The sequence below is a fragment of the Actinoplanes sp. NPDC049681 genome, assembly GCF_044465265.1.
GTDB lineage: Bacteria > Actinomycetota > Actinomycetes > Mycobacteriales > Micromonosporaceae > Actinoplanes.
In genome coordinates, this window is sequence record NZ_JBITLP010000007.1 from 307,333 (window position 1) to 320,712 (window position 13,380).

Here is a 13,380-nt window from a genome sequence, read left to right on the forward strand (position 1 = left end):
GTGGCACTCGCCAGCGCCGGCGTGCAGCTGGCGGCCTGTTCGGCAATCGAGGTCAGGATCCAGCCCAGGAACGAGCTCGTGCCGGGCCTGCCGCCTTGCCGGGCGCCCTGAGCAGAAGTGGACCCGATCGTTCCCGCTAGGCGCGCGGATGGCGGCCGGGGAGGGCGCCGCTCATGTTCGGTAACCAGCGGAATGGAACCGTGGGCGCCCTAGAATGAGGGATGCTTGTAGCGGGCAGCCGGCAGCGCCATCAGCCAGCACCACCCCATGTGATCTTCGAGGTGTTGACCGACCCCGGCCGGGATTCGGCTCGACCATGGCTGTTGCTCCTGGACGATGAGCAGTCGCCGAACCTGGTCGAGGCCAGCGAGCCGGATTTTGTCGTCTGGTCCTCTCTGTGGGAGAAGCGGCCGGACGCCCGGGTTCGATTCGACCTGGCGTCCGACGGCGCAGCAGGCACTGACCTGCGATGGACCCTGCTCGTCGAGGAGTCGATGCCCGATCCGTCGCTGCTCGGACACCTGCGCAAGCGGCTCAACGAGCTGATCAACGCCAACCTGCGGTACACCTTTGGGCAGTAGCCGGGCCGGTCATCGGACGACGCGCCTTGTTGCGGCCCAGCAGGCCCAGCATGGCGATCAGCGCGAAGTCGTCGATGGTGGGCGAGAGCCGGGGTGCGGTGACTGCGCCTTCATGGCCTGCCGCGACCGCCTCACCGACATGTGCGGCCTACGAACCGCGCCAGTATTCCGCCGAACGCCTCCTCATCCAAGCCCAAGGAGTAGATCTCCGACAGGTGTGTGTGGTCCGGGATGGTCATGAAGAGGGGGTGGGTCCGCTCACCGGTCAGCATGGCGTCAAGGAGCGTGGTGGCCTGCCGGTGACAGGCAGGGAGATCCCGTTCAGCCGTCGCGATGAGCAGGGGCAACTCGCACTCGACCAAGCCGGTGACGGTCGACTGAAGGCGATATCGATCAGAGTCGTCGCCGAAGTATGCGCGGATCGTCGGCTGGTCCTGGACCGGTGCGGGATCGAAGAAGGCCGACATCAGCACCGCTGAGGCGACACCCGTCATCGGGGTGCCCGCTTGTCCGGCGAGGTACCCGGCGACATGCGCGCCGCCCGCCGAGTGTCCCATCAAGACAATGCGGTCCGGATCACCGCCGTGCTCCGCGATGTGTTCGTGGATCCAGGCGACCGCGTCAGCGACATCCTGCGCACCCGCGGGCCATCGATGCTCAGGCGCCAGCCGGTACGTCATCGTGACCGCGACCAGTTGGTGACGAGAGGCCCATCCGCCGATGTGGTCGTAGAACGGTGAACCGGGCAGGGTCTTGTCGCCCGCGACGAAGCCACCGCCGTGGACGAATACCAGCACTGGGCGGTCAGCGGCGTCTGGAGCGGTGTGTACGTCGAGCCGCTGCCGGGCATCCGCGCCGTAGGGCAGGTCCCGGTGCACGACTGGCGCCAGATACTCCTTCATCCCGAGCAGCGGCGCGAGAAGCGCGTGGTGGGCGGTCGTGGTCTCCGGTGTGATTCGCCAATCGAGTTGACGAAGCGCCGAGAGGCTCTCATCGACAAGCATGGACGGACACTACCTCTGGCTCACGCGGTCCGGCGTGAACCCCCGGCCGCTCGCGCGGGACACCTCGAGCACGCGAACCGGTATCCGAAGGTTATGCGCGGCATGGCCGCCGGTTCGGTCACCCGGGGACCGGGTACGCCTCCACGTCGTCGACGATCAGCCGGCCCGCGTCGCTGCCGCCCAGATAGAACGACAGTTGCGTGACGTGCTGCAGGTCCAGGGTGGCGGTAGGTGCCCAGGGCGGCTGGGTGAAGGCCGTGAACGGTACCCGGACGGTCCCGGACGGCGTTCCCTCCGGGAGGGTGTGCTCCCAGTAGGCGCCGCTCGCGACGAACTGGATCGTCACGCTCGCCCGGCTCCCCGATCGATCCAGCAGGAACGAGATCCCCTGCTGACCCCAGATGTCGATCGGGGAGAAGGTACGGGTGACACCCGCGTACCCCGCAGCTCCCGGTGTTACGTCCAGCTGCATGGCGTGACCGGTGCCCGAGGGCGACGCGACCAGCGAGGGGGTCACGGCGTCCCCGCCAGGGTTGCGGACGTACGCCTCGGCGAGTGCGGCGCTGGTGGCGTACCCCTCGAAGTCGTCGATCGTCGCGGGCGCCGTCGGCAGGGCCCGCGTGGTGAAGGTCGCGACCGGTGTGGCCGTGCTGCCCGCGGCGTTCGTGGCTCGCACGTTCCAGTACCACGTCGTTGCGGGATCGAGGTCCTCGGCCGGTGTGTACGTCGTCGTGTCCAGCCCGGTCGCGCTGATCACCGGATCGGTGAGGTCCGGACGGCGGGAGACCGTGAGGGTGTAGTAGCCGGCGCCGGGGGCCGCGCTCCAGGAGTAGGACCGGGGACCGATGACGCCGGTGGCTCCCGCCGCCGGTGACACCGGCTCGAACGCGGCGGGCGGCTGGGTCACCGGTGCCGGATCCGCGGCCCAGAACGTGCCGCTGGACACGCCGGCGTCTCCGGCGGTCCACACCATGCGCACGTGGTCGACGGCGGGAGTGGTCGCGGTGATCGTGAAGCCGGTGCGGCCCCGCCGATCGACGTGAGCCGCCACCGTGCGCCAGGCGGTGCCGTCGGCCGAGACCTGCAGCGTGAGGCCGGGGCGCCGGGCCGCGAGCACGTCGAACCGGATCCGGTGCGTCCCGGGGTTGTGCCAGCTCACCCAGGCCGGGCCCGGGCCGGTGGGGCGGACCACGGCGTACCCGGGGCCGGGGCGGATGTCCACCCCGGAGTGGCCGTCGGCGATGCCGAAGGTCTCGAGCGGGTCCGTGAGGACCGATTCGGCGGCGCCGGCGTACAGAGGCGGCGATGGTGTGCCGTTCACGGGGACGACGCGGTACCAGGTGGTGCCGGGCGGGGTGAGGTCGGTCCAGGGCGTGTCGTTGTCGGAGAGCAGGCCGTCGTGTGCCGCCCGCCAGGGTCCGTGCGGTGTTCGCGCGCGTTGCACGCGGTAGCCGTCGGCGAAGGCGGCGCCCCGCCACTGCAGCACGTTGAGCCCGCCGCGCTTGGTGATCGCGGTGATCAGCGGGGTGCCTTCCGGGCGGGTGGCGACGGATCCGCCCAGGGCTTCCGCGTACGCGATCTGGGCCCGGTTCGCCGCGATCATCCGCTCGTCGTCGCCCGGGTAGTGGAAGGTGAACCCGTCGTCGTGCTGGACGAAGCCCGAGCGGTCGTGGTGCCCGAACAGCGACCACGACAGCATGCCGGTGACGTTGCGGTCCGCGACCAGCGGGTCGAGGAGCGAGCCGCTCGCGGCCGTGGAGGCGTACTCGCCGGCGATGTAGACCTTGCCGGACGCGGCGACCGTGGCGGCGTCCGCCGTCACCTTCGGGGTCGTCGGCGGGTAGTAGTGGACGTCCACGATGTCGACGTCGGGGGCCACCAGGGTGTCGGGGTCGATGTCGAACTGGCGGCCCGCGGCGATGAGCTGACGCGGCGCCCAGGCGGAGAAGGCCGCCGCGTTGGCGTTGATCCAACCGGGCGTCATGCCCTCGAGCTCGTTGCCGAGCTCCCACGCCATGATGGCCGGGTCGTCGACGTAGCGCTTGCCGGTCAGCCCGTTGACGTGGTGCATGATGTGCCAGACGTACGCCTGGTAGTCGGCGATGACCCGCGGATCGGTGTAGAAGGCCGACTCGGGCAACCCGTACGGTGCGGTGAAGTCGGCGTGCCCGCCGTGGTAGTACGCCCAGTTGTCGGTCAGCGGGAGGACGAGGTGGATGCCTGCCTTCCCGGCGTACGCGACGGCGTAGTCGATGGTCCGGAACGCCGCGTCGTTGAAGCCGGCGTCCTTCGAGGGCAGCAGCGTCTTGGGACTGCCCGTGGACACCAGCATGTGGGAGCGGATGACCGTCATCCCCATGGCCTTGGCGGTGTCGATGGCGTCCCGGATGCGGAAGAACGTGGGGTAGTCCACCCCGCCCACGTTCTCGTCCAGCCCGAGCCAGTAGATGTTCGTACCGGCGAAGCGGAAGTCGCGACCCGCCAGCTTCAGGTGGGAGCCGTCCCGCGTCACGAAGCCGCGATCGCCGGCGTTCGCCGGGGCCGGGGCGGCCACCGCCGTCGTCAGGACGGTGAGGGCGACGGCCGCCATGCGGATCAGGTTCTTCATGGTGTCCTCCGGAGGACCGAGGAAAGATCGGTGAGCACCCAGGGCGCCTTGACCAGACCGGCGTCCAGCTCGATCGGTGCGCGGACGTGGTACACCGTGGACTCGCCCGCCAGGAGCGTGACGAAACCCCGGTCGGTCACCGCCCGCGGGTGGATGCGGTCCGGCTGAAGCAGGACGTCGCGGGCCAGGGCCACCGCCTGCACGCGGACGTCCAGCCCGCCCGCCACGGCCTCGACGTCGACGGTGAGCCCCGGGTCGTCGTACGCGAAATCCCGGTCCTCGACCGCGAACCACAGCGCGCGGGCCTCCTCGAGCCGGGCGACCAGCAGCTCGCCGGCCGGGTCGCCGAACCCGGCCACGGCGTCCGGCACCGGTACCAGGGCCACCGACCGCGCGGCGACGGACACCCGCCCGGTCACCGTGGCCCGCACCTCGCCGCCGGTGTCCTGCCGCTCGATGAGCAGGGTTCCGGTCCACTCGTCGGCGTGGTCGTTGAGGACCGCCACCGTCAGGCCGCCGTCGTCGCCCGGCTGGATGGTGAGTGCGCGGTCGGCGTACAGCTCGCGCAGGGCGAAGTAGAGCGGCTTGTGCCGGCCCGCGCCGTCGATCGCGGCCCACGAGGTGACCGGCCACAGGTCGTTGAGCTGCCAGACGATCGTGCCGGCCGTGCGCGGCCAGTGGGAACGCCAGTGCTCGATGCCGGTGCGGACCGCGCGTACCTGATTCAGTTGGGTCAGGTAGTGCCAGGCCTCGGTGTCCGCCGGCGTGCCGAAGTGCGGGGCCAGGCCGCGCGCCAGCTTGCCGTTGCCGTCCTCGGCCTTCTGGTGGTGCAGCACGCCCGGCGAGTCGGGCAGCAGCGGTTCGTCGGAGACCGCGTCCCGCAGCGTGGTCCACGCCGGCGGTGCCTGCCAGCCGAATTCCGCCACGAACCGCGGTGCCGAGTCGCGGTAGTGCAGGTAGTCCTGCCGGTTCCACACGTCCCAGGAGTGGAAGGTCTGGTGGTCCGGGTCGTTCGGCGGGTGGTCCCAGCTGCCCGACCACGGGCTGCCCGCCTGGTACGGCCGGGACGGGTCCAGCTCCGCGACGATGGCCGGGAGCGTCCGCAGGTAGTACGTCTCGCCCCAGCTCAGATCTCCGCCGGGCTGCTCCGGCCAGCCGCACGGCTCGCGCAGCCACAGGTTCTCGTTGTTGCCGTTCCACGTGACCAGGCTGGGATGCGGGGCGAGCCGGACGACGTTCTCCCGGGCCTCGGCGGCCACCTCCGAGGCGAGCGGCTCCTCCTCGGGATAGCAGGCGCAGGCGAACAGGAAGTCCTGCCAGACCATCAGCCCGAGCTCGTCGCAGACCTCGTAGAAGGCACGGTCCTCGTAGATGCCCCCGCCCCAGACCCGGATCAGGTTGACGCCGGCGTCGGCGGCCTCGCGCAGGCGCCGCTCGTAACGTTCCCGGGTCATCCGGGACGGGAAGATGTCGTCCGGGATCCAGTTGACGCCCCGGACGAACACGGGCTTCCCGTTGAGGTGGAACACGAATCCGCCATCGGTACGGTCGATCTCCACGGTGCGGAAGCCGGTGCGGCGCTGCCACCGGTCGAGGACGTGACCGCCGTCGAGCAGCTCGACGGTCAGGTCGTACAGCGCCGGTTCGCCGTACCCGCGCGGCTGCCACGGGGTCACGTCGCCCGCGTCGACGACCGCTTGCGCGAGCGTCGCGCCGGCCGGCAGCTGCAGGACGGCGATCTCCCGGCCGTCGAGCAGCACGCGGGCGTGCAGGTCGCGCTCCCGGGTGCGCTCCACGCCGACGGTCACGTCCAGCCGGCCGGTGCCGTCGTAGGTCGCCAGCGGACGTACCTCGGCCAGCCGTGCCGTGCTCCAGCCCTCGAGCCGGACCGGCCGCCAGATGCCCGCGGTGACGAGCGTCGGTCCCCAGTCCCAGCCGAAGCTGCAGGCCATCTTGCGGATGAAATTGAAGGGCTCCGGGTACGCGTTGGGCCGCGGCCCGACGAGGTCACGGACGCGTTCGGCCTCCGTGTACGCCGACGTGAAGCGCACCGTGAGCGGGCGTGGGGTGCCGTCCAGCAGCGTCGTGACGTCGTACCGGTAGCTGCGGTGCATGTTGCGGGTGGCGTCGAGGGCGGTGCCGTCCAGCTCGATCGCCGCCACCGTGTCGAGGCCCTCGAAGACCAGGTCGATCCGCTCGTGCTCCGGGCCGTTCCAGGCCACGTCGCGGTTGTACCGCCAGTCCGTACGCCCGACCCAGGCGACCGCGGCCTCGTTGTCGTCGAGGAACGGGTCCTCGAGCCGGCCGCCGTTCATCAGGTCGGTGTGCACGCAGCCCGGGACGGTCGCCGGAAGCGTGATGCCGCCGGACTCGGCCCGCAGTTCCCAGGCGCCGCCGAGATCTTCCACCTGCAGCATTCGGACGTCCTTTCTCACTTCGTGGCTCCGGCGGTGATGCCGTTGTAGATGAAGCGCTGCAGCAGCAGGAAGATGACGACGGTCGGGAGGATGACGATCATGGTGCAGGCGGCGATCGTCTCCCACTGCGCGCCGTACGGTCCCTTGAAGCGGAACAGCGCGGTGGAGATGACGTTGAGGTCGGGCGAGCGCAGGTACAGGAACGGGATGTAGAACTCGTTGTAGACGGCGATGCCCTTGATGATCACCACGGTGGCGATCGCCGGCTTCATCAGCGGCAGCACGATCTTGCGGTAGATGGTGAACCGGCTCGCGCCGTCGATCAGGGCGGCCTGGTCCAGGCTCTGCGGGATGGACTGCATGAACTGGATGAAGATGTAGATGGACACGATGTCGGTGCCCATGAACAGGACCATGGCGGAGCCCAGGGTGTTGACCAGGCCCATCGACTTGACGATCTGGTAAGTGGCCACCTGGGTCGTCACGCCGGGTACGAGCGCGGCGACCAGGAACAGCCCGAGGACCAGGCGCTTGAAGGGGAACGTGAAGCGGCTGATCGCGTACGCCGCCAGCGTCCCGACCGCCACGGTGCCGGTCAGCGAGACCGCGAGGATGATCGTGGTGTTCCAGAAGCCGCGCAGCATGTTGCCGTCGGTCCAGGCGGTGGCGAAGTTCTCGGCGTTGAGCCAGTTCCGCGGCGGCGTCAGCGGGCCCGTGGTGCTGTATTCCGAGTGCGTCTTGAGCGACGCGAAGAGCACGACCACGAGCGGGACGAGGACCACCACGGCCGCCAGGACGAGGGAGGCGTACTTGGCGGAGCGAGCCACGGTTCTCATGACAGGGTCACCTCGTCGTCGGGCAGGATCCGGCGCTGGATCCAGGTCATGACGAGGACGATCACCAGCAGCACGACCGCCATGGCCGAGGCCAGGCCGATCTGCCGGAACTGGAAGGCCGTGTCGTACGCCTGGATCACGAAGGTGCGGGTGCCGTTCGCACCGCCGGTCATGATGAACGGGATCTCGAAGACCGAGAGGCTGCCGGAGACCGCCAGGATGAAGGACAGACTGATGATCCGCCTGATGCCCGGCGCGATGATGTGCCGGAACTGGTGCCACCGGTTGGCGCCGTCGACCTCGGCCGCCTCGTAGATCTCGCCGGGGATCGACTGGATCGCGCCGAGGAAGAGCACGAAGTTGAGCCCGGTGAAGCGCCAGATCGACGTGCCGGCCAGCGAGAAGTTGGCGATGTCGGGATTGCCCAGCCACAGCTGGGTGTGCCCGCCCAGCCCGATCATCCGCAGCAGGGTGTCGAGCGTGCCGTCGGGCTGGAACAGGTAGAGGAACACGAAGCCGACCGCGACGCCGTTCAGCAGGTACGGGAAGAACAGGATGCCCTTGAACAGGTTGCGGAACCGGACGTCGAACGACAGCACGACCGCGAAGTACAGGGCGACGGCGATCTGCACGAACGACGCGGCGAAGTAGTAGAGGCTGATCAGGAAGACCCGCCAGTACCGCTCGTCGGTGAACACCCGCACGTAGTTGTCCCAGCCGACGGGGTCCATCGCCGGATCCAGGCCGTCCCACTTGTGGAAGCTGTAGAACAGCATGTTGCCGACCGGCACGTACGTGAAGGTAATCAGCAGGATCAGCGCGGGCGCCAGGTAGAGCCACGGGCTGTGCCGGAACCGGCGCCGGCGGGGCGTGCCGGCCACCCGGTCCGCCGTGGCGGCGGACCGGGCCCGGGGGATGACCTGACTGGTCACTTCATGACCTGGGACTGGGCCGCGCTCCACCGCTTGTTCAGCTCGGCGAAGTACGAGTCCTTGTCGCCCTTGGCGGCGCCGCGGGCGATGTCGATGAGCTTCTGCCGGTAGATGTTGCCCTTGAGGTCGATCTCGGACTCCTTGATGATCTCGTCCTCCTTGCCGGCGTTCGTGGTCGCGGCCGGGGTCTCGAGCAGCTCGGCACCGGTCGCGGTGAAGTCCTGCAGGGTCTTGGGCAGCGGCTGGCCCAGGGCGGGCGGGATGGCCTGCTGGTCGGCGGCGAAGCCGGAGTCGTTGACGAACCAGTCGAGCCAGGCGCGGGCGGTCGCCTTGTTCTTGGAGGTCTTGCTCACCGCGGCCGAGTAGTCGCCGTCGATGCGGGCGTGGAACTTGCCGCCGGCCTGGTAGGGGAAGGGCCAGAACGCGATGTCGTCGGGGTTCGCCTTGGCCGCCGTGGCGGCGTCCTTCATCTGCGGCACGGCCCAGGAGCCGAGCAGCATGGTGGCGACCTTGCCGGTGGCGATCATCGGCTTGGAGCCTTCCCAGTTCGTGGTGAGCGGGTCCTTCTCGCTGAGCCCCGCATGCACGATGTCGTAGAGCAACCCGTCGGTGATGTGCTGGACCTTGCCGGGCTGCCAGGGGTTCGCGTCCGTCGGGAAGGTGTCGTTGATCTTCGGGTCGGCGAGGATGGCGCGCTGGTTGTTCCACATGCTCACCGGCCAGCCGTCCTTGTAGTTCGTGTAGTACGGGACGGCGCCGGTCTTGTCCGCGATCGCCTTGAGCCCGGCCAGGAACGCCTCGGGCGTCTTCGGCGGCTCGGTGATGCCCGCCTGTGCCCAGATCCGCTTGTTGATGACGAAGCCGTTGGCGACGCCGCCGAGCGACAGGCCGTACACCTTGCCCTCGTACGCCTTCTCGTCGACGAACCGGTAGCGCGCCTTGAGCTCGTCGACGGTGCCCAGCGGCTCGAAGAACTGGCCGAGCTGGTCGACGGCGACGGTGTTCGGGATCAGCAGCACGTCGCCGTAGTCGCCGCCGCTGAGCTGGGTGGTGACGTCGTGCTCGTAGTCCGTCACGCCCTGGAAGCTGACCTTCGTGCCGGGGTACTTGGCCTCGAACTTCTTGGCGTACTCGGGCAGCTTCGTGGTCGCCAGGTCGGTCCGGTTCGTCAGCACCGTGATCGTGCCCTTGACGTCACCCGAGAAGTCGCCGCTGCCCGCGGTCTCGTCGCTCGCGCCGCCGGTGCACCCGGCCACCAGGGCGAGCGCGGCGGCCGCGCCGATGCCCGCGAAAGACCTTCTATTGATCATGCCGATATCCGTCCTGCTGGTTCGACGAGGGCGGATGCGTCGACCGCCCGGTGGAGCGCTCAGCATGCGGCGGCCGCGAGGGAGGTGTCAAGGTTAGATTACTAATTTATTTTACTCCAGGACGGCGGGCCGAGCGCTCGTTCCGGGCCTCGCGGCGGGTACGGTAGCGGCGGAGCGGACCCGCCGCTCACGGTCAGAAACCGGAGAACCCCACCGCCATGGCACGTCGAGAATCGCCCGCGGCCGGACCGGGAAGCCGCGCCCTCGTCGTGGACGTCATCCGTTCGGCGGTGACCATCAGCCGGGGCGAGATCGCCGAGCGGACCGGCCTCACCCAGCCGTCGATCTCCAACATCGTGCGGGAGCTCATCGCCGACGGCATCATCCACGAGATCGGGTCGCTCGACTCCGTCAACGGCCGGCGGCGCAAGCTCATCGCCATCAACCCCGGCAACCGGTTCGGCATCGGGTTCCACCTCGGACCCGAAGCGGTCACGTGTGTCGCCGTCGATCTGACCGGCGGCGTGGTCGGTCGCGAGGTCGTCCCGCGGCCGCCGCACGAGGCGATGCGGGCTGATCGCCTGGCCGAGCGGTTCGACGACTTCACGGCCGGGCTCGATCTGCCCCGGGACCGCATCGAGGGCCTGGCCGTCGTCGCGCCGGCCGACGTGCCGGGATCGGCGGGAGCCGGGGCGGAGCCGGCCGGGCTGCGTGCCGAGCTCGGGAAGAAGATCGGCGTGCCCGTTCTGGTCGAGAACGACGCCGCGGCCGCCGCCCTCGGCGAGTTCTGGAGCCGCAGGGTCTCGCGGGAACAGGCGTTCGGCTGCATCTACCTGTCCTCCGGGATCGGCGCCGGGTTCGTCTTCGGTGGAGCGTTGTTCCGCGGCGCGAGCTTCGGCGCCGGCGAACTCGGCCACATGTCCATCGACTACGCCGGGCGTCCCTGCCCCTGCGGCAACCTCGGCTGCATCGAGCAGTACGCGTCGATGCGGGCGACGGTGGCCGAGGCGCGCGAGGACCCGGCGCTGCGGGAGCGACTGGCGCTGGACGGCAGCGAAGCCAGCGCCTACGACGCGATCGCCCGGGCCGCGGTCAACGGGGATCCCGCCGCCTACGAGGTGCTGGACCGGGCGGCCGAACGGCTCAGCGTGGCCGCGACGTCGGTGGTGAACCTGCTGGATCTCGGCCGCCTGGTGCTGACCGGACCGGGCGTCGCCCTCGCAGGATCGATCTTCGCCCGCCGGCTGCGCGCCCACCTCGGCCGTACGGCGCACTCCCGGCAGCGGCACGACGTGTCCGTCGAGCTCTCCGCCCGGCCCCGCGACGCGGCGGGTATCGGCGCCGCGGTGCTCGTCGTGCAGGCGGCCGTCGCTCCCGGCCACACCACCCCTGCGATGCGGAGCGAGCGATGACTCAGGCGCCCGGTCGGATCGGTCTCGTGCTGGCACGTGCCTCCCAGGTTCTCGGGGAGGAGCCCTACTACCACGAGTTCCTCGAGGGTCTCGAACGCGTGCTGACACCGGCCGGGCTGTCCGTACTGGTGAAGGTCGTCACCGACCGCGCGGCCGAGACCGCCACCTATGAGCAGTGGTCCGCCGAGCGGCGGGTCGGCGGCGTGATCCTGGTCGACCTGAGCCCGGACGACGACCGCGTCGCACTGGTACGCGAGCTCGGCATCCCGGCCGTCGTGATCGGTGACCCGTCCACGGCGTCGGGGCTGCCCACCGTGTGGACCGACGACGCCGGATTCGCGCGGGAGGCCGTCCGGTTCCTCGCCGACCGCGGTCACACCGTGCTGGGCCATGTCTGCGGGCCGCTCGAGTTCGCGCACACGCAGCTGCGCCGCGGCGGCTTCGAGGCCGAGGCCACCGACCGCGGCCTCACGCTGATCACCGCGGAGGGCGACTACTCGCAGGAGTCCGGCCGGGAGGCCACGGCGCAGATCCTGGCCGCACGCCCGGTGCGGCCCACGGCGATCGTCTACGACAACGACGTGATGGCGCTCGGCGGCCTGGAGACGATCAGGGAACACGACCTGGCGGTGCCGGCCGACGTCTCCGTGGTCGCCTGGGACGACTCCGCCCAGTGCCAGCTCGCCGTGCCGGCCCTCTCGGCGATGAGCCACGACGTCGGCCGCATCGGCGAACTGGCGGCCGGCGCCGTCCTGGACGCCATGCGCGAGGCCTCGGCCGACGGCGTCTACGAGGCTCCCAAGGCGCACATCGTGGTGCGGGACAGCACCCGCTGAGCGAGGTCGCCCACTCGACGTTCGCCGTTCATCCGGAAGCCACGCGCAGGGACCGCGGGTCTAGTTGGCTCAACCGGTCTCGGCAACGATCTGGAGGAACAACAATGTTTGCCCGCACCGCCCGGTGGCTCACCGCCCCGGTGCTCGCAGGAACCGTAGCGGCCGCCGGGATGGCGCTGCTGAACCCGCTGACGGCCGCCGACGCCGGTTCGGCCGCGAAGCGCCCCACCCAGGCACGCAACGTCATCTTCATCAACGGTGACGGCATGGCCGCCGCTCAGCGTGAGGCCGCGCGCCTCTACTACGCGGGTCTCGACGGCCAGCTGACCATGGACAAGCTTCCGGTCTCGGGCCAGCTCACCACGAGCCCGCACGACCCGAAGACCCCGATCACCGACTCCGCCGCGGCGGCCACCGCCTGGGCCACCGGGGAGAAGACGTACAACGGTGCGATCAGCGTGGACGTGGACGGCAACCCGCTGCCGACGCTCGGTGCGCAGGCCAAGGCCGCCGGGAAGGGCACCGGCCTGGTGACCACGGCGCAGGTGACCGACGCGAGCCCGGCCGCCTTCTTCGCCAACACCGCCAACCGCTCGGCGCAGGACGAGATCGCCCGCCAGTACATCGAGGTCAGCAAGCCCGACGTCATCCTCGGCGGCGGCGAGGACTGGTGGCTGCCCGCCGGCCAGCCCGGTGCGTACCCCGACCACCCGGCCGAGGACCCGGCCGAGGCCAGCAAGGGCACCAAGGGCGACCTCGTCGCCGAGGCCCGCCACGCCGGCTACCAGTACGTCTCCACGGCCGACCAGCTGGCCGCGGCGAAGCGGGGCAAGCTGCTGGGCCTGTTCGGCAACGAGGAGATGTTCCAGCAGCGGGAGGAGGGCAAGGGTGACATCTACAACCCGCCCGTCAGCCTCGCCACGATGACCACCAAGGCGCTCTCCACGCTGTCCACCCACCGCAAGGGCTTCTTCCTGCTGGTGGAGGAGGAGGGCATCGACGAGTTCGCCCACGAGAACAACGGCACCCGCATGCTGCAGGCCCTCGGCGAACTCGAGAAGGCCGTCGTGGTGGCCCGCAACTACGCGGCCACGCACCCCGACACGCTCGTCGTGGTGACCGGCGACCACGAGTGCGGCGGCCTGACCGTCGAGGACACCGCCACCACCGACGAGTCGGGTGACGGCATCTCCGCCGAGGACGGCCCGTTCGCGATCAAGGGCAGCCCGCTCTCGTTCAACCTGGACTGGACCACCAGCGGGCACACCGGCGTCGACGTCCCGGTCACCGCGTACGGGCCGCTGGCCGACCGGTTCACCGGCAAGCACCCCAACACGTACGTCCACGATGTGCTGGCGCGGGTGCTCACCCGCTGACATCGTTCCCCGGAACCCCCGGTCGGCGGCGACGCCGGCCGGGGGTTCTTCGTCGTCAATAGTTATTG

Annotated in this window: 10 protein-coding genes; 4 read left to right on the forward strand and 6 right to left on the reverse strand. The window is 70.1% G+C overall.

Features of this window, described 5'->3' with window-relative positions; genetic code table 11:
- Positions 1–269: 269 nt before the first annotated feature.
- Complete coding sequence (locus tag ACIBO8_RS26470; protein ID WP_396117993.1) at positions 270–581, forward strand: hypothetical protein; 312 nt, start codon at positions 270–272, stop codon at positions 579–581.
- 131 nt (positions 582–712) lie between these two features.
- Here the strand turns inward: ACIBO8_RS26470 and ACIBO8_RS26475 are convergent, their stop codons facing one another.
- The 6 genes from ACIBO8_RS26475 to ACIBO8_RS26500 all read right to left on the reverse strand — a co-directional run bounded on the left by ACIBO8_RS26475 (position 713) and on the right by ACIBO8_RS26500 (position 9,688).
- Entirely contained in the window at positions 713–1,585 is an 873-nt protein-coding gene (locus tag ACIBO8_RS26475; protein WP_396117994.1) for an alpha/beta hydrolase, read from the reverse strand.
- Between the two features lie 118 nt (positions 1,586–1,703).
- Entirely contained in the window at positions 1,704–4,193 is a 2,490-nt protein-coding gene (locus ACIBO8_RS26480) for a cellulase family glycosylhydrolase (RefSeq protein WP_396117995.1), read from the reverse strand.
- The gene (locus ACIBO8_RS26485; protein WP_396117996.1) at positions 4,190–6,610 is read right to left on the reverse strand and encodes a glycosyl hydrolase 2 galactose-binding domain-containing protein; all 2,421 of its coding nucleotides are present in this window, start codon (positions 6,608–6,610) and stop codon (positions 4,190–4,192) included. Before ACIBO8_RS26485 ends, ACIBO8_RS26480 begins: the two co-directional genes overlap by 4 nt.
- Positions 6,611–6,624: 14 nt before the next feature.
- Positions 6,625–7,446, reverse strand: coding sequence for a carbohydrate ABC transporter permease (locus tag ACIBO8_RS26490; RefSeq protein ID WP_396117997.1), 822 nt, complete (start codon positions 7,444–7,446; stop codon positions 6,625–6,627).
- Positions 7,443–8,378, reverse strand: a complete 936-nt coding sequence (locus ACIBO8_RS26495; RefSeq protein ID WP_396117998.1) for a carbohydrate ABC transporter permease — start codon at positions 8,376–8,378, stop codon at positions 7,443–7,445. The genes ACIBO8_RS26490 and ACIBO8_RS26495 overlap by 4 nt, the downstream gene beginning before the upstream one ends.
- Positions 8,375–9,688 carry an ABC transporter substrate-binding protein gene (locus ACIBO8_RS26500; protein WP_396117999.1) on the reverse strand — a complete coding sequence of 438 codons (1,314 nt, stop codon included), beginning with the start codon at positions 9,686–9,688 and terminating at the stop codon, positions 8,375–8,377. The genes ACIBO8_RS26495 and ACIBO8_RS26500 overlap by 4 nt, the downstream gene beginning before the upstream one ends.
- A 218-nt stretch (positions 9,689–9,906) precedes the next feature.
- On the opposite strand from ACIBO8_RS26500, the gene ACIBO8_RS26505 reads away from it, so the two are divergent.
- From ACIBO8_RS26505 to ACIBO8_RS26515, 3 genes are all read left to right on the forward strand, one after another.
- Positions 9,907–11,100: an ROK family protein gene (locus ACIBO8_RS26505; RefSeq protein WP_396118000.1), complete on the forward strand. Its 1,194-nt coding sequence runs from the start codon at positions 9,907–9,909 to the stop codon at positions 11,098–11,100.
- A complete protein-coding gene (locus tag ACIBO8_RS26510; protein ID WP_396118001.1) occupies positions 11,097–11,936 on the forward strand; it encodes a LacI family DNA-binding transcriptional regulator in 840 nt (279 codons plus the stop codon). The genes ACIBO8_RS26505 and ACIBO8_RS26510 overlap by 4 nt, the downstream gene beginning before the upstream one ends.
- Before the next feature lie 104 nt (positions 11,937–12,040).
- Positions 12,041–13,312, forward strand: coding sequence for an alkaline phosphatase (locus tag ACIBO8_RS26515; protein ID WP_396118002.1), 1,272 nt, complete (start codon positions 12,041–12,043; stop codon positions 13,310–13,312).
- Positions 13,313–13,380 lie beyond the last annotated feature (68 nt).

What these genes read in the sequence shown, in the direction of transcription:
- ACIBO8_RS26475 (WP_396117994.1), bottom strand. Translation starts at nt 1,585, where the DNA reads ATGCTTGTCGATGAGAGCCTCTCGGCGCTTCGTCAACTCGATTGGCGA.
- ACIBO8_RS26480 (WP_396117995.1), bottom strand. Translation starts at nt 4,193, where the DNA reads ATGAAGAACCTGATCCGCATGGCGGCCGTCGCCCTCACCGTCCTGACG.
- ACIBO8_RS26485 (WP_396117996.1), bottom strand. Translation starts at nt 6,610, where the DNA reads ATGCTGCAGGTGGAAGATCTCGGCGGCGCCTGGGAACTGCGGGCCGAG.
- ACIBO8_RS26490 (WP_396117997.1), bottom strand. Translation starts at nt 7,446, where the DNA reads ATGAGAACCGTGGCTCGCTCCGCCAAGTACGCCTCCCTCGTCCTGGCG.
- ACIBO8_RS26500 (WP_396117999.1), bottom strand. Translation starts at nt 9,688, where the DNA reads ATGATCAATAGAAGGTCTTTCGCGGGCATCGGCGCGGCCGCCGCGCTC.
- ACIBO8_RS26505 (WP_396118000.1), top strand. Translation starts at nt 9,907, where the DNA reads ATGGCACGTCGAGAATCGCCCGCGGCCGGACCGGGAAGCCGCGCCCTC.
- ACIBO8_RS26510 (WP_396118001.1), top strand. Translation starts at nt 11,097, where the DNA reads ATGACTCAGGCGCCCGGTCGGATCGGTCTCGTGCTGGCACGTGCCTCC.
- ACIBO8_RS26515 (WP_396118002.1), top strand. Translation starts at nt 12,041, where the DNA reads ATGTTTGCCCGCACCGCCCGGTGGCTCACCGCCCCGGTGCTCGCAGGA.